Below are 19,725 nucleotides of genomic sequence, written 5' to 3' on the forward strand. Positions count from 1 at the left end.
CGGCTTACGGCGAGAGTATCGCCATGTCGCTTGACCTTCATGGATGCGGTTTTCGGCACGCAAAGGCCTGATGCGGTCGGTGCTCGTCGTAGTGGTTGACGCGTCGCAGCTCGCGACGGCCTGCATCACCGCCCGGTACGGCGCTCCGCCGGCGTGGTCTTCGCGGTGTTCTGCATGATCGCCCGATCCAGGTGTTCCAGCGGTTACAAGGCACGGCAGGTCCTGAGGTAGCTGAGGAACGAGGCCTGCAGGCCGGTGACGTGCGTTTCACGCAGCACCTCGCTGGTGACGGCCGCGCCGCGGGAGGTGAGGCGGTGCAGGACGGTGGCCGCGTTCTTCGTGAGGTTCTGGTAGACGGGCACGTTCCCGAGGAGCTCCCGGTCGTTGAAGGTCAGATGGAGCTTGGCCGGCTGGTCGCCCAGCTCCTGGATCTGCGTGAAGACCCGGCTGCCCTCGCTGGCGACGCCCGGGCTGCCCGCTCCGATGCTCTCGAAGAGCGTGGTGCCGGCGAGCCAGGCGTAGAGGCTGAAGAGCCCACCGTAGGAATAGCCGAAAAGGCCGTGACCGCTTGTGGCCGTGCCGTAGTCGCGTTCGATCCGGGGGTGCAGTTCCGAGGTGAGGAAGCTCAGGAACGCGTCGGCCTGGGTGTCTCGCAGTTCATCGAGATAGGCGTCGGCTTGCTCGCGGGTCATCGCACCCGCCTGGACTCCCATCTCCACGGCGTCGAGGAACTCCTGGGCGACGGGCTCGCCGGGTGGCACGAGGTCCCTGTTGCGCAGCCTCGCCCAGTGCTCCGCTTCCTCGCCCGCGTAGCCCACGCTGACCTGGATGTACGGCTTGATCTTCTGCATGGGGTCCTGCTGGGTGACGATGAGCGGGGCCGTCAGGCCCACCGCCCAGTTGCCGTCGAGCACGTACACGACGGGTGTCTGCGCTGTGGTGGGGTCGTGGCGCGGCGGCGTGGTGACCCAGACGCCGTAGTCGTGTCCACCGCTGGAACGCAGCTCGAAGTAGTCGGTGTCGGCGAGGCAGCCGTGCCACATGGTGCTCATTGAGGTCCTTCACAACACGTCCGGGTTGGACGACGAGTACGGGGTCGGCGAAGTGGTCGGGTCTTCGAGCGGGGTTGTCGTTCCAGAGCACGAGGTCTGCCTGCTGCCGGGAGCGATGACGCCTGCCTCGGTCAGACGATGATCTCCGCGTTGGTCTTCGTGGCCGCTACGAGAGCGTCCATCGGCGTCCCGAGCACCCCCGGTCAGTTTTCCAATGGATAAATCGCTTTCCAATGGATAAACTACGGGAGTGGTCCTGTCAAGCACGGCACGCAACGGTGACGCACGCGAGCGCCTCCTGGCGCGGCTCCTCGACGTCTTCGACGAGGGCCTCCCGCCACCGGAGATCTCACTTCGCGAGATCGCGGCCCGGACCGGGACCAGCCACGCGCTCCTGCGGTACCACTTCGGGTCGCTCACGGGCGTCCTGGCGGCCATGCTCGGGGCACAGCGGACCCGCGACAACGAGGTGTTGTTCAGGACCGCTGGGCAGGGAACCTTCGACGACCTCGTCCTGGCGATCTGGCGGGCCTACACCCGACCGGAGCAGCTGTCGCGTGCCCGCGGGTTCTTCCACGTCGTGGGGCTGGCCGCGTACAGCCCGGACGACTTCCGCGAGTTCATCTCGTCGCTGGACGACCTCACCAGGATGCTGGCCTCGCTGGCGGAGCGCGAAGGGCTCGCCGCCGGGGAAGCGCTGACCAGGGCCACCGTCGCCATCGCCGCGATCCGTGGCCTGCTGCTGCAGGAGGTTCTGACGCCGGGGGCGTGCTCGGAGGACGCGGTCGCGCTGATCCTGGGTATGGGCGGGGAGCGGTCCCGTCCACGGGCATGCCCAGGGGATTGAACTCGGACGCGGGCCAAGGCGCGGGGTTGTTCGCAGGTTCGCGAGGCCGGCGCAGGCTCGTTCGCGGAGGCTTGGGCGCGGTGTCCGGGGCCTCTTCGCGGAGGTCGTGGGCGGTCTTCTTCGCCTCGTCGATGAGCTGCTGCGACTCGCCGCCCGCGCGGACCGCTGGCTCGGCAACGCGGCGGGGCTGAGCGACCCGGCCCCGACCGCGTTCGACCGCATCGATCTTGACGGCGACGGAAACCTCATCGTCGGCGAACTCGTCATCGCGGTGCACGAGTTCCGCCACGGCCGGCTCGACGTTCCGTTGCTGGGCTGAAATGTGCGCCGGACCCGTTTTACGCGGGTCCGGCGTTTTCAGTTCCGGCTCGTCACGCGTTGCTGGCGAGGTAGTAGCACTCGCCGGGGTCGGTCACCGGGCCCAGCTGTTCGCAGTTGAAGATGATCGAACCGTAGACCGGCGTCGCGGCCGAGGAACTGATGGGCGGGTCGATGACGTTCCAGCCGAACGCCACCTGGTACGCGCCCGCGTCGGGCAGGTAGAGCGACGGGGCGACGTGGTTGTTGGGGATGTTCGTCGGCATCGGCGTGACCGGGCTGGCCACCGGTGGCGTGCAGCCCGCGCCGCCGGGCAGGCAGACCGAGGCGTGCTGGACCTGCAGCGGGAGCGGAGTCAGGTTCGTGACGGTGGTCTTGATCTCCCTGACCTGGTGGCCGTTGAAGAAGAAGCTGGCTTGCACACCGACCTCGCCGTGCAGGACGCAGTTGACCAACTGGCCGTTGACGACCTGGCAACGGTAGTAGTTGAGCAGGATGTTGACGCCCTTCTTGAGCTTCCACCCGTAGAAGCGGCCGTTCGCGCCGTTGTTGGTCAGATAGCCGTACTGAGTGGTGAATGCGAGTGCGGACATCTCCGTGGCGGCGGTATCCAGGTAGTTCGCGACGGCGGCGGGCGAGGAGCCGGCCTGGATGCCCGCCTCGCGGCAGGTGTCCAGCGTGAGCGTGCACCCGTACTGGAAGGTGTTCTCCGGCGCGGCCGTAGCCGTCGCCGGGAAGACCAGAGCGGCAAGCAACGCGCCGAGGCTGAGTGTGATGGCCATAGGATTCCGTAGCAAGATCGTCTCCCGGACTCAGAGGTGATCGCTGACTGGGAGCTCAGACTCAAACGGGTGAGACTGGACGAGAACTGAACTTCAACTGGACTTGCTCACGTGGTGGATCAGGCGCGCCACCTGGTTCGACTCGCGCGAGCGATCTGTTGGGATTCCAGGTTTGCACGCCGTCGAAGATCCGCGTGGCCCACTCCGAGCAGGATCGGCATCATGTACGGCTCATCGGTCGGGATCGAGAATGTCGTTGCGTCCCAGCTGGAACTGAGCGGCCGCGACGATGATGGCGCGCGCGACTCCGGTACGGTCGTGCTGGTCGCGGTGCTTCAGAGGGCGATGATGATCAGGGCCACGATGGCTCCGACGCCCAGCAGCAGGACCAAGCCGATCGCGGCCTGGAACCACCGCGTGCGCACGAGCTGCCGACGCCGCTGCTCGTTTTGCCGCTGCTGCTCCGCGCGGCCGGCCTCGGTGTCCCTGCGCCACTCGGGCTGAACCTTGGCCGTACCGTCGGCGATCGCGTCTGCGACCCGCTGCACGTCCTCGGCGTTGTACTCGGTCCACGTCGTCGACCCGTATGTTCCTGTCATGGATGCCTGCCGGGTCCGGACCTCGTTGGCCTGAATCACCAGGTGGTAGTTCCAGACGACCGGCCAGGCACTCGCGACCTCATCCCTGTCGAGGTAGCCGTCGGTGGCGTGGGCGCGCCCGCGTTTCCGTCGCGCGATCAACTCCTCCACCGGCACGGGGGCCGGGATGTCAGCATCCACGAAAGGCACCTCCAACCACGTTGCGCGCCGAACAACTCTCCTGCGCGACCGCCGCTCTCACAAGGCCCCGGCCGGTCCAGTGCCGCAGGTTTGGCAACACCGCGGACGGAGTCCGGAATTGTCCAAAGTGGACCGTGAAGAATGCTCAGCCCCGCAGGCCAGTCGACGCGTCCTCGCCACACGACGCGATACCGGCCGTCGCACGTGACTGCTCGTCCTGGTCACCTGTCTCGGTCGCGATGGCCAACGCCTCCCGGTGCGCCGCGGGCGTGCCCGGTCGCGCCGGCTGCGCGCAGGGCCTCGGCCAGGCCGTTCAGCGTGTTCGCCAAGGTCGACAGCGCCGCGGCGGCCGAGGTGCGTCTACGCGTCAGCCAGGTTGGTCAGCGCACTCGCTTCGCCTGCTCGGTCGCCATGCTGGCACAAGCCGTTCGAGCACGGCAATGATCGGATCCTGGTGGTACGCGGTCGCATTCAGACCCGTTCATGAGCTACTGAGGTGACGATGCGGAGATGTTCGCCGAGGTGATTGGTCGCGATGAACACAAGGACTTCGGCTGCGACAAGTGCGTAGCAGTCGACCGCGCGGCGTACTTCGCCCGAGCGAGCGCGGAACCCGCTGATCAAGAGTCGTTGCGTGCGCTCGCAATCGTGTTCATGCGGGCGGTCAGCCGCAACGTCGTCGTCACCGGCGTGATGGTGTTCGTGGTGTGAGTACTCGGTTTGCGGCGATCCGGCATGCGGGCATAAGTGCTGTGCAGGGCTGTCGCCGCGCCGACACTCGCCATCGTGGTGAAGGGCGACGACGCAGCGTTGTTCACCGGATCTGTCCTCGTCATGGGCGGCCGGACGGCCTGTCAGCGTCGTGTCAGCGGCGGCTCCTAGCTTGATCGACGCGGGTTGCCCGGCCCGCTCGAATAGGAGGCTGGGAGTTCGATGTTCCACCTGGGCAGAACGGTTCTCGCCGGACGCGCGTGAGCGACGCCTGAATTTCCTTGCTCCGGCAACCAGATGCTCGGCGACCGCGGGCAGGTGCGCGGTGAGCAGGACGTTCAGAGCGCGGCCAGTGCCGCGGGTGCCGGGGTATGTCGGAACCCACTGTTCGTTGGCTTGAAAGGAGGTCCGCTTACATGGACTATGGCCCCTTGTGGAGGCAAAGCGCAGGGGGCAGTGCCAACACGGGCAGGAACCGTTTTCGTGACCACAGATACTGCCGTCCAATGGCGTGATGAATCTGCTGGGGGAGTAGTGAGGACTGGGGAAACAGCGTTCGTGCCTGCAGCGAGGGGAGGATCCGCACTCGATTTTCCGTTGACTACAGGGCCGGTGCGGACTATATCCACGAGTGCGCTGTCGATCGGGAACTCGCCGCGGTCGACCGGTATTGACGAAGCACACGTGCAGGTGCTCAACGAATCCGTTGCCGAGCTGCCACCGATCATCGTGCACCGCGAGACGATGCGAGTGATCGACGGCGCGCACCGCTTGCAGGCGGCCAGGGCCGCGGGTGTCGGCGAGATCCGGGTGCGGTTCTTCGACGGTGACGAGAACAGTGCGTTCGTAGTCGGTGTGCGGGCGAATACGGCGCACGGGTTGCCGTTGTCGCTGGCAGAACGCAAGAAGGCGGCGGCGCGGATTCTGCGGGACTACCCCGAATGGTCGGACCGGGTCGTCGCCGTGGCCACCGGTCTCTCGGCCAGGACGGTTTCCGGGTTGCGCGGCTGCTCAACCGCGGGAGGTCCGCAGTTGAGCAGCCGGGTCGGGATGGACGGGCGCAGGCGTCCGGTCAGCACCGCCGGGGGCAGGAGGCTGGCATCGGAGATGCTGTCCGCGAAACCGGACGCCTCGATCCGCGAGATCGCCAGGGCCACCGGCATCTCCCCCGGAACTGTGAAGGACGTCCGCGATCGCATGGACAGGGGGCTTGATCCGGTACCCGACCAGGTCTCCTCGGCGCACCGGGCCGGGAACCGGCGTCAGAAGAACGACCACAACGGTCTTACGGCCGACGACGTCGCCGCCCTGTTGCGTGGCATCCACCGGGACCCGTCGTTGCGGTTCACCGACACCGGCCGGCTGATACTGCGCTGGCTCGACGCCAACGCGATCGGCCGCACGGAGCGGGAGCGTCTGGCGGCCGACCTGCCGGCACACACCGCCGGGGTCATCGCCGAACTGGCTCGTTGGTATGCGGCCGATCTGACCGAGTTCGCGGCTCGGCTGGAAGGGCGCCCGCCGCTCGGCAACTGATCGCTCCACGCCCGCCTGGGGCAGCCATCGCGGGCAGAACGGTCGTGCCGACCGGCATGGGTTGCCGGTCGGCCCGGCCGGCCACTCACGATCGCGGGAACGGGCGCCCGCTCGTCGACCTGCAATTTCGCCACGACACCGATGACCCCTGGCGACGAATTCTACGGCACGGTCCGTGGATTCCGTCAATTGGTAAAGTTTGTCGGTTCCATTGGTGATGACAGTGCTCAGCCGGTGTGTCTGATCAGTCCGGAGCCGTGGTATCAGGCGGATTCGGTAGTTGCTCGCCGCTAATGCTCGCTATATGGTCGGGAAAGATTCTGCGGCGGCTCGAACACTGGGGTGCGTGAGTCGAACTTCGGATAGCTCGTGTCACGCTGTTGCCGCAGGCTGCGGCAGTTGGGGGTTGGGGTTGATTCGCGGTGCCTTCTTCAGTTTGCCGTTCGCCGACTGGAACCGTAACCGGAGAGTTGATATGAGTGCGGCGTTCTACCAGAGGACTACCGCTGGGTCGAGGGTTGCCGAGTGACCAGTCTCATTGACCGTCATGATCTGATCCTGCTGGACATCGACGGCGTACTCGTGCTCGGCCAGCAGCCCATTCCAGGCGCGGCGGAGACAATTGCGGCCATCCGCACCAAGGGTGTGCCACTGCGTTTCACCACGAACAGCCCGCGTCGCCGCCCCGGTGAGGTAGCGGAAATGTTGAACAACGCTGGTATCGGAGCCAGCGCCGACGAAGTGGCGACCCCTGCCGCTATCGCCGCCGCCGCATTGGCGCACCGTCTCCCGTCCGGCGCGGCAGTCCTCGTCGTCGGCTCGGGCGCGCTGCGTGACGAGGTGGCGGCCGTCGGACTCAAGCCCGTCGACTCCGCTGACGACGAGCCGCAAGCCGTGGTGCAGGGTTTCGACCCCGCCATCGGCTGGCCCGTTCTCGCGGAAGCCGCTCTCGCCCTGCATCGTCCGGAAACACTGTGGGTGGCGACCAACCTGGACGACACCTGGCCTGCCGAGCGAGGTTTGGTCCCCGGTAACGGTGCCCTCATGGCAGCGCTCACAACCACCACCGGTCGCGTGCCGGACTTGTCGGTCGGTAAACCCGAACCCACTATGTTCCAGCAGCAGGCCGGGGCCCTCAACGCTCGAAATCCATTGGTGGTAGGCGACCGGCTGGACACCGACATCAAAGGCGGGCTCCGGGCCGGGTTCGACACGCTGCTGGTTCTGACCGGCGTGACAACCCGGGACATGGTGGCCGATTCGCTCGTCCAGCCCACCTACGTCGGCGAGAGCATCGCGCACCTGCTCGCTGAATCTGCGGTCTTGTGACTCAGCCGTGGTGAGGCGCTGAGTGCATCAATCCTCGTAGAGAACGGTGAATAATCCGTGGCATCGTCGAAACTCCCGAGTCCTGCTCCTATGGGCACTGTGCTGGTCATTGGAATGGGCAACATGGGGGAGCGGCTCGCGTACCGTTTGGCAGAGAGCGGACGCGTGCGGCGCCTTGTGGTGGCCGGGCGGTCCGCCGAGACGGTCGAGGCCATCGCCGGTACCGCCGCCAGCATTTCTGATCGCGCGGTCGAACCGGTCGTGGTGAACGCGACCCGGCAAGACGAAGTCGCCGACCTCCTCGCCCGCACACGGCCTGACCTGGTGGTGCAATGCGCGGCTGTGCGTGGGCCCTGGGCGCTGTCGGGGCGGGACGACGCGGCGGCGTCGGCCGTTCTCAGTGGTGGTCTGGCGCTGCAGCTGCCGTACCAGTTGCCGGTGCCGCTGGCTGTCATGCGAGCAACCAGGGATGCCGGCTACCTGGGGCCGGTCGCGAACCTCTCGTTTCCTGACGTGACCGGACCGGTCCTCGCCCGTCTCGGGCTGGCCCCGACACTCGGACTCGGCAACGCCGCGATGATCGGGCTTCGCGTTCGCGCCGCGCTGCGTGCCGCCGGGGCTGACGCTGAGGCATCGCTCATCCGCGTCATCTGTCACCACTCCCAGCTGCTCGACGCGATGCTGTCCCGTGAACCGGCCGATCCCGCCGACCGCTGCATGGTCTTCCTGGGCGAGGACGGACGACGTGCGGACGAACTCGCCTACCAGGCGCCATCGATCATGCGGTCTCAGCGCTACAACGAGGTCACGGCCGCCGCCGCGATCCCGGTGCTGCTCGCTCTCCTGCCCGGTGCGGCACCTCTGCGCTGGTCGACTGCCTCCCCCGGCGGACTTCCGGGTGGCTATCCCGTACGGATCGACAACCGCGTCGACAACGGCCCGGTCACCCTCGACCTGCCGCCCGGCGTCGATCGAGCCGAAGCTGTGGCGTTCAACGAGAAGCAGGCGCGCGGCGACGGTGTGGAGCGCATCGACGACGACGGCACCGTTCATTTCACCGCGGCGGCTCGTGCCGCGGTCGCCGATGTGGACCCCGGCATTGCCGATCCGCTTCCGGTCGCCGATCTGGAGAAGCGCGCCAGGCGCCTTGACGACTTACTGATGTGATCAATGTCAGACCATGTTCAAAGGCACTTGAACAATTGCAAGGAGTCACCATGCCGGTTGACGACGCTGACTTGACCGCGCCCTACCGCGTGGTCGTCAATGACGAGGAGCAGTACAGCATCTGGCCTGAGGGCAGGGAGGTCCCTGCCGGCTGGCGGGTCGTCCGGGAGGCCGCCCCCAAAGCGGACTGTCTCGAATACATAGAAGAAGTCTGGACTGATATGCGGCCGTTGAGCCTGCGCCGGGGCGCCTGAGCGGAAATCCGCTGTCCGGACATCTTTTGCCGTAATCCGATGGGGGCAAGTCTTGAGTAGCGTTGAGGATTCCACCGAGTTGTTCCAGGCTGCAGTGGATCACACTTCTCTCTACGAACTGTTCGAAGCCCAGGTGGACCGCACCCCCGAAGGCACCGCACTGGTCTTGGGAAACGAGGCGTGGACCTACCGGCAACTCGACGACCGCGCCAACCAGATCGCATGGAGCCTGCTCGCGAAGGGGGTCGGACCGGAGCACATCGTCGCTCTGCACACCCGCCGCTCGCTGGCGGCGTTCGCGGGGATGCTCGGCGTCCTGAAAGCCGGTGCCGCCTACCTGCCCATCGATCCGGCGCTTCCCGCCGCCCGCATCAGCTACATGCTCGAGGACTCCGGCGCCGCGGTCAGGCTCGCGGACCACACCACCTCACAGCTGAGCAGCCACCTGGACTCCCTCGTCCTGGACGACGCGCAGACCTGGACCCGGCACCCCTCCAGCCGCCCGAGCGTCGCGGTCGGCCCCGGCTGTCTCGCCTACCTCATCTACACCTCGGGTTCCACCGGTCAACCCAAGGCCGTCATGGTTCCGCACAGCGCCATCGTCAACCACACCGTCTGGGCCGTTTCGGACGTGTGGCGCGGCAAGCAGCTGAAGTTCCTGCACCGCATGTCACTCAGCTTCGACGCCTCGAACCTGGAGATCTACGGTCCGTTGACGTCCGGCGGCACGGTCGTGCTCACACCGAGCCAGACCGGGATCGACATGGACGAGCTCCGCGAGCTGATCACCAGCGAGCGGATCGACGTGATCGGGGTGACGCCGCCGGTACTGCGCGAAGCCCTCGCTGTGCGCGCCCTGGCGGGGACGGGCCTGCGGTGGCTGATGTGCGGCGGAGAAGCGCTCGAACCCGACCTGGTCGCCCAGTGCAAGGCGCAGCTCCCCGGCATCGAGGTGGCCAACTTCTACGGCCCGACCGAGACCTGCGTCAACTCGACCTACTATCCCGCCCCCGAACACCAGGAACCGGGGCCGCTGCCGATCGGTTCGCCGATCCGCGGCACCAGCGCGTACGTGGTGGACGAGACGTTGAACCTGGTTCCTCCTGGCGTGGCCGGGGAGTTGCTGATCGGCGGGGCCGGGGTCACGCGCGGCTACCACGGCCGGCCGGGCCTGACCGCGGAACGGTTCGTCCCGGACCCGTTCGGCCCCGCAGGCGCCCGGCTCTACCGCACCGGCGACCTCGTCCGCTGGGGACCGGCGGGAGAGCTGGAGTTCCTCGGCCGGATCGACCAGCAGGTCAAGCTGCGCGGCTTCCGCATCGAACTCGGCGAGATCGAAGCGACCCTGGCCGGGCTCAACGGTGTCACGGATGCCGCGGTGACCGCGGTCGGGCACCCGACCGGCGGGACCCGGCTGATCGGCTACGTCACCGGAGGAGCGGACACCAAGGCGCTGCGCGACGAGCTGAGCGCCCGCCTGCCGGACTACATGGTGCCGTCCATGATCGTCAGCCTGGACAAGCTCCCTCTGACGGCCAGCGGCAAGCTCGACCGCGGCGCGCTTCCGGTGCCGGACCAGGCCGGAATCGGTGCGGGCCGGGTAAGTCCGCGGGACCCGGTGGAGCAACTCCTCGCGGAGCTCGTCGCCGAAGTTCTGGGCGTCGACCTGGCTCGCGTCGGCGTCCACGACGACTTCTTCGACCTGGGCGGGCACTCGCTCCTGGTCACCCGGCTGATCGCACGGGCGGGAAGTGTCCTGGCCGCGTCGCTGAAGCCGCGGGACGTGTTCGAGGACCGGACGGTCGCGAGACTGGCCGCTCGGATGCGTGAGTCCCGAAGCACAGCACCGTTGCAACCGATCCGTCCCGTCGAACGCGACGGCCACGCACCCCTGTCGCCGGCTCAGGAGCGGTTGTGGTTCCTGGAGCAGCTGCGACCGGGAACCACCACGTACACAGCCGCCGTGGAGTACCGCCTGCGAGGTGTTCTCGACGTAGCGGCGCTGAGGGCCGCACTGTCCGATGTGGTCGATCGCCACGAGGCCCTGCGGACCGTCTTTCCCACCAGCGGTGAGCGCCCCGAACAGGTCGTCCTGGAGCAGGTCGACGTGCCGTGGGACTTCCACGATCTGCGGGGCCGGGACGCGGATGCCGTACGAGCACTCGTGAACGACGTGGTGCGCGCACCGTTCGACCTGACCGCGGGCCCGTTGCTCCGCGCCCAGCTGCTGGGCATCAGCGCGGAAGAGCACCTTCTCGTGCTGACCGTCCACCACATCGCCTTCGACGGCTGGTCTTTCAACGTGCTGACCCGCGAACTCGCGCACTGCTATCGGGCACGGGTGAACCGGACCGCGCCGGACCTGTCGGCGATGTCGCTGCAGTACGTGGACTTCGCTGCCTGGCAACGGGACTGGCTGGGCAGCGGTCCGGCCGCCGAGCAACTCGAGTACTGGCGGGACCGCCTGGCGGACGCTCCGGCCGCGCTGAACCTCCCGGTGAACCGGCCCCGTCCGGCCGTCCAGACACACCGAGGTGGGTTCGAGCCGGTGGTGATCCCGGCGGATCTGGTGGAACGGCTTCGGAGCCTCGGCAAGCGCGAGGGCGTCACCCTCTTCATGACCCTGCTCGCCGGGTTCAAGATGCTGCTCGCTCGCCACGCGGGTGTCACGGACGTCGTGGTGGGCACCCCCATCGCGAACCGCAACAGGGTCGAGCTCGAGCAACTGATCGGGTTCCTCGTCAACACCCTGGCGTTGCGCACCGACCTGACCGGCGATCCCACCCTGTCGGAGCTGCTGGGCCGGGTGCGGGAGACCTGCCTCGGCGCGTACGCCAACCAGGACGTGCCGTTCGAACAGGTCGTGGAGGACCTGCGGCCGTCGCGGGACCTGAGCAGGTCACCGGTGGTCCAGGTGATGTTCGGGTTCGACGTCGCGGTGGCGCGGGCCGGCTCACTGCACGACGTGAGCCTGGACTTCTCCAGGCTGGAGAACGGTTTCGCCGTGTGCGACCTGGTGGTCGACCTCGTGGACGACCCCCGCGGAGTCGTCGGTGGCTTCACGTACGCGTCGGATCTGTTCGACGCCGCGACCATCCGCCGGATGATCGGTCATTACCTCACGATCCTCGACTCGATGACGCGGCACGATCCGGCGGCACTGCGGATGTCCCGGGTGGAACTGCTGCCCGCGGCCGAGCGAGCCGAGATCATCGCGGCCGGAACCGCACCGGAGGCGGAGTGGCCGGAGCACTCCGGCCTGCACGAGGACTTCGAGTCGCAGGTGGACAGGACCCCGGACGCGATCGCGGTCCGCTACGTGGAGCTCGCGTGGACGTACCGTCAGCTCGACGACCGGGCCAACCGAATCGCCTGGAGGTTGCGCGAGCAGGGCATCGGACCCGAACAGGTGGTGGCGCTGTGCACCCAGCGGTCCGCGCACATGGTCGCCGGGGTGCTCGGCATCCTCAAGGCGGGCGCCGCCTACCTGCCCATCGATCCCGCACTTCCGCCCGCTCGCATCCACTACATGCTCGAAGACGCGGCCAGCACCACGGTGCTGACCGACCACCACTCCGTCGCCCAGGTCGAAGACCGCGGCCAGGTGCTCCTCCTCGACGACGAGGACACCTGGAGCCCATACCCGGCTGATCGCCCGGCCGTCAGCGTGGACCACGACAACCTCGCCTACCTCATCTACACCTCCGGCTCCACCGGCCTGCCCAAAGCCGTGACGATGAGTCATCGGGGAATCCACTGGCTGAACGTGTCCCTGGCGAGCGAGATCATCGGTGCCGGCCTCTGGCCGAAGACGGTCGCGCTCAACTCCCCGATCTTCTTCGACGGCCACGTCATCCAGTTCGCCTGGATGGCAGGCGGAGCGAGCCTGGTGATCGTGCCCGAGGACGTCAGGCGCGATCCGCGGCTGCTCGTCGATCTCTTGATCCGCCACGAGGTCGATCTCATGGACGTCACTCCGTCCCAGCTGGACATGGCGACGAGCCTGGGCGTGCTGGGAAAGATCCCGGCCGGGACGAAGATGCTCGTCATCGGGGAGGCCGTCAGCGAGAAGCTCTGGCGCACGCTCGGCAACGGCCCTTGGCAGGCCTACAACCTGTACGGCCCGACCGAGACCCACGCCGCCACCATGACGATCATCGACCCGGCCGAGCCGCTGAGCATCGGTGTCCCGATGCAGGGGTATGACGCCTTCGTGGTCGACGCGTCCGGTGAGCTCGTGCCGCAGGGCGTGGCCGGGGAACTGGTCATCGGCGGCGGCCGCATCGCACGCGGCTACCACAACCGACCGGCTCTCACCGCCCAGCGCTTCGTTCCCGACTCGTTCACCGGCCGGGCCGGGCGCCGGTTGTACCGGACCGGCGACATCGTCCGGTACACCTCGACCGGCGCTTTGGAGTTCATCGGACGCCGCGACAACCAGGTCAAGGTGCGGGGCTACCGGATCGAGCTCGGCGAGATCGAGGAAGCGGTCCTGCGTGAGCCGGGCGTCACCGCCTGTGTGGCGATGCTGCGGGACGGTGCTGCCGGGGACAAGCGCATCGCCGCGTACTTCGTGGCTCCGTCGGCGGTGACGGAGGCGGATGTCCTGCGGGCACTGAAAACCCGGTTGCCGGAGTACACGATCCCGTCGTCCCTCCTCAGGCTCGACACCTTCCCGTTGACCAGGAACGGGAAGGTGGACAGGTCCGTGCTGCCGGAGGCGACGCCCGTCGGCTCAGGCGATGGGGATGCCACACCTCCTGGCGACGACACGGAAAGCCTGCTGACCGCCCTGTGGTCGGAGCTGTTGAACGATCAGAGCCTGGGCGTCCACAGCCACTTCTTCTCCAGTGGTGGCTACTCCCTGCTCGCCATCCGGCTGATCACCCGAATCAACAAGGAGTTCGGGGTCGACCTGCCCCTGCAGGCGCTGTTCCGCAACCCGACACCTCACGGCATGGCGACGGAACTGCGCGCACTCGCCTCGTAGACAACGACAGAAAAACTACTTCTGCGTTCAATCGGCAGTGGACATCTCTCCTGCTTTCATTAGGATGTGAGAAAACGTGGCGTTGAACTTTGTGCTGATGTTGACCGAAAAAGATGTGACAATTCCTGACGCGGTCGACGTGTACGAGAAGCTCTCGGTCGACGAGCTCCGGAACATCGCGTTCAAGGACGTGGGCATCGATCCGCACATGGCCAGGGACCTGACCGAGGCCGCGCACGCGGACGGCCGGTCGGTCCTGCTGGAGCTGGCCGACATGAGCGACGCCGGCCAGGAACGGGGCTACCGGTTCGCGCTGGACCTCGGCGTGGATCGCGTGATCGGAGCGTGGCGGCCGGAGGTGGCACAGGAGTTCGCGGGGAGCGGGAAGCCCGAGTACTGGCCGTTCGTCGGATCCCTGTCCGGCAGCCCGTTGGTGCTGGCCAGCTCGCCTGACGAGCTGGCAGCCGAGGCGGAGAGCCTGAGCGCGACGGACGGTGTGCGAGGCCTGTGCCTCATGCCGTACCGGCAGTCCTCCTACGACCCGGTGCTGCTGATGAAGCGCACCGCAGCCGCGGCGACCGTGCCATTCGTCATCGCGGGGGGCGTGCGCGGCGCCGAGCAGATCACCGACATCGCCGGTGCGGGCGCCTGGGGTTTCACGATGGGTGGCGCCGCGCTCGCGGACCGGCACGACGATCCGGCATCGGTGACCGAACGTGTCTCCGAAATCATTCGAATTTCCCGGTAAGCGGCCGACGCAAACTGAGTGTTTCATGGGAGCAATGAAATGAAGCTCGTCTGCAAGAACTGTTCTGATCTGCCCGGTGTCGGCTCTGTGGACGGCCCCAACGAGTGGCTGTGCACCCGCTGCGGCGAAGCGCTGACGGAGTCACTCCCCGACGTCCGGAGCTGGGCGGACGCGGTCACCGACACGCCGGGTGTCGGCCGCTACGCCGCGCTCCTGCCGGTGTCCGAGCCGGATGACCTGCGCAGCAACGAGAAGGCGCTGACCCCGGTGGAGAGCCCGCGGCTGGCCGAAGCGCTCGGCATCGCGTCTGTCCGGCTGATGCCGCAGACCCTGAACGACACCGGCACGTTCAAGGACAACGAGGGTGTGCTCCTGGCGGCCAAGTGCGTCGAGTGGGGGCTGTCGTCGGTGTGCATGCACAGCTCCGGCAACACGGCACGGTCCTACCAGTACTACATGGAACGGCTGGGCGTGGTGTGCACGGGGTTCGTGCCACAGCCGTCCGCGTACAAGTGTCCGACCACCTCGATGGGCAAGTCGCAGGTGGTGGCCGTGCCGGGCAACATGGTGAACGCGGCCGACGCGGCCATCGCGCACAGCAAGGAACACGGCGCGTTCCGGCTGACACCGAGCCAGTGGAAGATCGAGGGCAAGGTGCCGGTGGGACTGGCGATCGCGGAGCGGTGCGCCGACGCCACGATCATCGCGGTGACGATCGCCAGCGGCTACGGCCCGCTCGGCTTCGAGCGCGGCATCCGGCGCGCCCGAGCCGCGGGACTGCCGGCACCGGGCGAGTACACGTACCACCTGTTCCAGGCAGCGGACGCCGGGCTGCTGGGCGAGGCGTTGCGGGAAGGCCGCGACGAGATCGACCTGGGTGACATGGTGGCGCCGGAGCACGCCTTCGAACCCACGCTCCAGTCGACGAACCCGAACCGCACGTTGCCGTTGGTCCGTCAGCTGGTGGCGGACACCGGTGCCCGCATCGACCCGGTGGACCCGTCACGGGTGGAGAAGGAGTCTCAGCTGCTGATCGACGCATGCGCTGAGCTGGACATCCCGCTGGCATACGAGACGGAGAAGTCCGCCTTCATCTGCTGGGGCGGGCTGCGGCAGGCCGCCGAGTCCGGCCATCTGTCACCCGACGACCGAGTCGTCATGATCGTGAGCGGCTCCAGGCCGCTGAACCAGTTGCCATAACCAGCCGCCAGCGGCTGTTCGCGGCCGACGCACTGTACGGAAGCCCATTCGAAGGGGCAACGCAGCTGCAATGAACACAAAGAACATTCCTTTGTACGAGTGGTTCGCCGCGTCGGCGAAGCGCTGCCCGGATCAGCCCGCGCTGGAGGTCGCGGACCGGGTGGTCGGCTACGCGGAACTCGAAGGCATGGCCGAGCACCTCGCCGTCCGGCTGCTGGCAGCCAACGACGACGTCGCACCCGGGCGTGTCGGTTTGCTGGCTGCGGCAAACACGGTTCTCGCGTACGCCGGATACCTTGCTGTGCAACGGCTCGGTGCCACGGTCGTGCCGCTCAACCCGTCGTTCCCCGCCGCTCGCAACGCGGCGATCACTCGCGCCGCCGGGCTGGACCTGGTGTTGGGAGAACATGAAGGGATCGGCGCCGATCCGGCCACCCGAGTGGTCGCCGTGGATTCCGGCGAGCTGCTGGGAGTCCTGCCCGCAAACGTGGGTGAGCTACCCGGACTCGCTGCCCAGCCGGAGGACCTGGCCTACATCTTGTTCACCTCGGGCTCCACCGGTGAGCCCAAAGGCGTGCCCATCCAGCACCGCAACATCTCCGCGTATCTCAGTCACAGCATCGGGCACTACGAGCTCGAGCCGGGGTGCCGAGTACTTCAACCGTTCGAGCTGACCTTCGACGTGTCGGTGCTGGCGATGTTCGTCGCGTTCGGCTCCGGTGCCACGGTGGTGGTGCCTGGTCGCAACGATCTGCTTGCGGCGGCCCGGTTCGTGCAGCGCAGGGGACTCACGCACTGGTTCTCCGTGCCTTCGGTGATCTCGTTGACGCAACGGATCGACCCGCTCCGGCCGGGGTCGATGCCCACGCTGCGGCGCAGCATGTTCGCCGGCGAGGCTCTTACTCTCCAACAGGCGGAAGCCTGGCACGCGGCGGCACCTAACGGGGTGGTGGAGAACGCCTACGGGCCGACCGAGCTCACCATCATCTGCGCGGAGTACGTGCTGCCCGAGCAGGTGGCGGAGTGGCCGCGCACCCCCAACGGGACAGTGCCCATCGGGCCCGGTCTCAGTTCCCTGGAATGCGTTGTTCTCGACGCTGACGGCAAGCAGGCCGAGGAGGGGGAGCTGTGCGTTCGAGGCCCGCAGCGTTTCGCGGGTTACCTCGACCCGGCGCACAACGAGGGCCGATTCCTGGCCTATGACGGAGAAAAAGCGACGCCGTACGATCCGGCGACCCCGCTCACTGATGAGCACTGGTACCGCACTGGTGACCGGGTTCGTATCAGCGCGAACGGTTACATCTACTGCGAACGCCTGGACCACCAGGTGAAGGTGCGCGGTTACCGCGTCGAACTCGGCGAGATCGAAGCGGTACTGCGGGAACAGCCAGGAGTGCTGGACGCGGTAGTGGTCGCCCAGCCGGCGGTGAGCGGCGACGCGGTACTGGCCGCCGCGTACACGGGCCGGGTCAGCGACACCGAAGACCTGTTCCAGGCACTCCGGGAAAGACTGCCCTCTTACATGATTCCTGCCTCGCTGACCGCGTTCGAGGAATTCCCACTCAATGTGAACGGCAAGGTCGACCGACGGCGATTGGCCGAGGCGTTGTCGCGCTGAGCGGCCCAACTCCGAAGATCCGACTCTGAAAGGGGACGTGCTGATGTCCGAGGGCAACCACCCGTACGACGTTGTTGTGGTAGGCAACGGCTCGTTGGGACTCTCGCTCGGCCTGGAACTCGCCCGGCGCAAAGTGCGGGTGGCCGTGCTCGGTCAACCACACCGGCCGGGCGCCGCGTCCACGGCCGCGGGAGCGATGCTCGGCGCCTTCGGTGAGGTCACCGCCGACCTCATGAACAGCGAGTCCGGCCGGAGCAAGCACGAGCTGGCCTACCAGGCGAGCAAGCTGTGGCCCGAGTGGGTGAGCGAACTTCCCCGCGACTCGACCGACGCGGATCTGTTCACGGCCAAGGGCACCTTCGTCATGCTGAACGCCGTTGGCATGCCCGAGCTCGACACGCGGAACTACAAGGCCATCCGCGACTCGCTCGTCAAGTACGGCGAGAACTTCGAGGACGTGGATCCCGAGGACATCGACTGGCTCGACGCCGAACCCACGGCACGTCCACTGCAGGCGATGTTCCTGCCGGACGAGCACGCGGTGAACGCCACCGAGTTGGTCATGCGCCTGGAAAAGGCGTTCCTGGCGGCCGGCGGCATGCTGATCGCGGAGCGCGCGACCCGTGTCGAACACGCCAACGGCCGGGTGCACGGGATCGCGCTGGAGTCCGGCACGATCCTGCGCACCCACAAGACGGTGCTGGCCGCGGGGGCGTTCTCCCAGACCGTCCTGGACAGCGTGCCCGAACAGGCTGTGCAGATCCCCCGGCTCGTCAGCGGATACGGCGTGTCCGCCGTGGTGGACACGGTCGACGGCACCTGCCCGCAGAGCGTGATCCGCACGCCCAATCGCGCTTTCGCCTGTGGCCTGCACGTCGTGCCGCGCCCTGAAGGTCAGGTCTACGTCGGGGCGACGAACATCATCTCGATGGAGCCGCGGGAAACCGCGCTCATCTCGGACGTGCTCTTCCTGCTCAACTGCGGCAATCGTCAGGTTCGCCGAGGTCTGGCCGACAGCGGCCTTCACAAGATCCAGGTCGGCAACCGGCCGGTGCCGCTCGACGGGATGCCGCTGATCGGTGAGACGGGGCTGAGCGGCCTGTGGATGATGACCGGCACCTATCGGGACGGCCTGACACTTTCCCCGCTGCTCGCAAGGGAAATGGCCGCGCTCCTGCTGGAGGAGGAAGCCACCGCCGACCTGGCGCAGTTCCGGCCGGTCCGGCCTCCTGTGCAGCTCGCCAGCCGCGAGGAGGTGGTGGAAGCCACCGTCATGCACATGCTGGCGACCGGCTACGAGTCCAACTGGGACGTTCCCCTCTACTGGCCCTCCACCATCGAGCACTACCTGCGTGAGGCTTACACGCAGCGGGCGCAGGACCTGGATCCGGACTTCACGCCACCGCCGGAACTGCTCGCGGCAGTGCGCACGAACCCCGTACTGGAGAAGGGTCTGCGCGACTACTACGCCGCCAGCCGCACCGGGTCGACCGGTGTCTCTTCTCCTGTCTCTTCTTCTGCGGCGGTGCACACGGCCGACCGAGAAGAAACGGTCGAAGACCTTCTTCGGGAAGCAGTGGGCACGTTGACGAGCGGCGGCGTGCCGTACCCGCGACAGGACGCCAACGAGATCCTGGCCCACGTTCTGGGCTCACACGAGCCCGAGCGCCGGGTGTCCGGGAAGGAGGCGCGCGAGGTGCGCGCTCTCGTGGCCAGGCGAGCCGACCGGATCCCGATCGGCCACATCCTCGGGTACGCCCGCTTGGGCGGCATCGTGGTCACGGTCACCGAGGACGTGTTCGTACCTCTGTTCCCCACGGAACGACTGCTGGCATGGGGTCTGTCGACCATCTCCGAGATCGAGAAGCCCGTTGTGGTCGACCTCTGCACGGGTTCCGCGGCGGTCGCGCTGGCCGTGGCCCATGCCCGCCCCGATGCCCAGGTCCACGCGGTCGACGTGGACGAGAAGGCTCTGGAGTGCGCGCATCGCAACGCGGCGATGCGTTCGGCGGCGGGCGACACGCCGGTTGCCGTCCATGCGGGCGACGTCGCCGATCAAGAGTTGCTGAGCGACCTTCGTGGCCAGGTTGATCTCGTGCTCGCCAACCCTCCGTACGTGCCCGAGGGCACGGAGCTCGCGCCGGAGTTCGCGAAGCACAACCCGGCACGAGCCATCTTCTCCGGCACCGATGGTCTCGACGTGATCCGCCAGGTGATCGCCACCGCCGGCCGGTTGCTGCGGCCGGGTGGCGCGGTGGCGATCGAGCACGACGACCCGCAGATCGGGGTCGTACCGGCCTTGCTGGCGGAGTCCGGCCTGTTCGGCGCCGCCGTGGGTCACCGCGACCAGGAGGACCGTCCGCGCTACACCACCGCCTTCAGGAAGTGAATGCC

General features: G+C 67.4%; 15 protein-coding genes. 12 read left to right on the forward strand and 3 right to left on the reverse strand.

Annotation, left to right across the window (positions count from 1 at the left end; genetic code table 11):
- Positions 1-203: 203 nt before the first annotated feature.
- Entirely contained in the window at positions 204-1,052 is an 849-nt protein-coding gene (locus tag ACRSBM_RS16490) for an alpha/beta hydrolase (protein ID WP_434444281.1), read from the reverse strand.
- 250 nt (positions 1,053-1,302) lie between these two features.
- Here ACRSBM_RS16490 and ACRSBM_RS16495 point away from each other — a divergent pair, with 250 nt between their 5' ends.
- Positions 1,303-1,899: a TetR/AcrR family transcriptional regulator gene (locus ACRSBM_RS16495; RefSeq protein WP_434444282.1), complete on the forward strand. Its 597-nt coding sequence runs from the start codon at positions 1,303-1,305 to the stop codon at positions 1,897-1,899.
- 106 nt (positions 1,900-2,005) lie between these two features.
- Positions 2,006-2,218, forward strand: coding sequence for a hypothetical protein (locus ACRSBM_RS16500; protein ID WP_434444283.1), 213 nt, complete (start codon positions 2,006-2,008; stop codon positions 2,216-2,218).
- Positions 2,219-2,270: 52 nt separating this feature from the next.
- Here the strand turns inward: ACRSBM_RS16500 and ACRSBM_RS16505 are convergent, their stop codons facing one another.
- Positions 2,271-2,999, reverse strand: coding sequence for a hypothetical protein (locus ACRSBM_RS16505; RefSeq protein ID WP_434444284.1), 729 nt, complete (start codon positions 2,997-2,999; stop codon positions 2,271-2,273).
- Positions 3,000-3,334: 335 nt separating this feature from the next.
- Positions 3,335-3,778, reverse strand: a complete 444-nt coding sequence (locus tag ACRSBM_RS16510) for a hypothetical protein (RefSeq protein WP_434444285.1) — start codon at positions 3,776-3,778, stop codon at positions 3,335-3,337.
- Between the two features lie 510 nt (positions 3,779-4,288).
- Here ACRSBM_RS16510 and ACRSBM_RS16515 point away from each other — a divergent pair.
- The 10 genes from ACRSBM_RS16515 to ACRSBM_RS16560 all read left to right on the forward strand — a co-directional run bounded on the left by ACRSBM_RS16515 (position 4,289) and on the right by ACRSBM_RS16560 (position 19,720).
- The gene (locus ACRSBM_RS16515) at positions 4,289-4,489 is read left to right on the forward strand and encodes a hypothetical protein (protein WP_434444286.1); all 201 of its coding nucleotides are present in this window, start codon (positions 4,289-4,291) and stop codon (positions 4,487-4,489) included.
- A 597-nt stretch (positions 4,490-5,086) separates the two neighbouring features.
- Positions 5,087-6,025, forward strand: a complete 939-nt coding sequence (locus ACRSBM_RS16520; protein WP_434444287.1) for a ParB N-terminal domain-containing protein — start codon at positions 5,087-5,089, stop codon at positions 6,023-6,025.
- A gap of 525 nt (positions 6,026-6,550) precedes the next feature.
- Positions 6,551-7,354 carry an HAD-IIA family hydrolase gene (locus ACRSBM_RS16525; protein WP_434444288.1) on the forward strand — a complete coding sequence of 268 codons (804 nt, stop codon included), beginning with the start codon at positions 6,551-6,553 and terminating at the stop codon, positions 7,352-7,354.
- A 90-nt stretch (positions 7,355-7,444) separates the two neighbouring features.
- Positions 7,445-8,521, forward strand: a complete 1,077-nt coding sequence (locus ACRSBM_RS16530; RefSeq protein ID WP_434444289.1) for a saccharopine dehydrogenase NADP-binding domain-containing protein — start codon at positions 7,445-7,447, stop codon at positions 8,519-8,521.
- 50 nt (positions 8,522-8,571) lie between these two features.
- Positions 8,572-8,775, forward strand: a complete 204-nt coding sequence (locus ACRSBM_RS16535) for an MbtH family protein (RefSeq protein WP_434444290.1) — start codon at positions 8,572-8,574, stop codon at positions 8,773-8,775.
- Between the two features lie 94 nt (positions 8,776-8,869).
- The gene (locus tag ACRSBM_RS16540) at positions 8,870-13,765 is read left to right on the forward strand and encodes an amino acid adenylation domain-containing protein (RefSeq protein ID WP_434444291.1); all 4,896 of its coding nucleotides are present in this window, start codon (positions 8,870-8,872) and stop codon (positions 13,763-13,765) included.
- A 115-nt stretch (positions 13,766-13,880) separates the two neighbouring features.
- Positions 13,881-14,513 (forward strand): hypothetical protein, encoded by a 633-nt coding sequence (locus ACRSBM_RS16545; protein ID WP_434444292.1) that lies wholly within the window; start codon positions 13,881-13,883, stop codon positions 14,511-14,513.
- A 39-nt stretch (positions 14,514-14,552) separates the two neighbouring features.
- Positions 14,553-15,713 (forward strand): threonine synthase, encoded by a 1,161-nt coding sequence (locus tag ACRSBM_RS16550; protein WP_434444293.1) that lies wholly within the window; start codon positions 14,553-14,555, stop codon positions 15,711-15,713.
- Between the two features lie 70 nt (positions 15,714-15,783).
- On the forward strand, positions 15,784-17,331 hold the full coding sequence (locus tag ACRSBM_RS16555; protein ID WP_434444294.1) for an AMP-binding protein: 1,548 nt from the start codon (positions 15,784-15,786) through the stop codon (positions 17,329-17,331).
- 43 nt (positions 17,332-17,374) lie between these two features.
- Positions 17,375-19,720: an FAD-dependent oxidoreductase gene (locus tag ACRSBM_RS16560; protein WP_434444295.1), complete on the forward strand. Its 2,346-nt coding sequence runs from the start codon at positions 17,375-17,377 to the stop codon at positions 19,718-19,720.
- Positions 19,721-19,725 lie beyond the last annotated feature (5 nt).

It is taken from the genome of Lentzea xerophila (assembly GCF_051094245.1).
In the GTDB taxonomy this organism is placed as follows: domain Bacteria; phylum Actinomycetota; class Actinomycetes; order Mycobacteriales; family Pseudonocardiaceae; genus Lentzea; species Lentzea xerophila.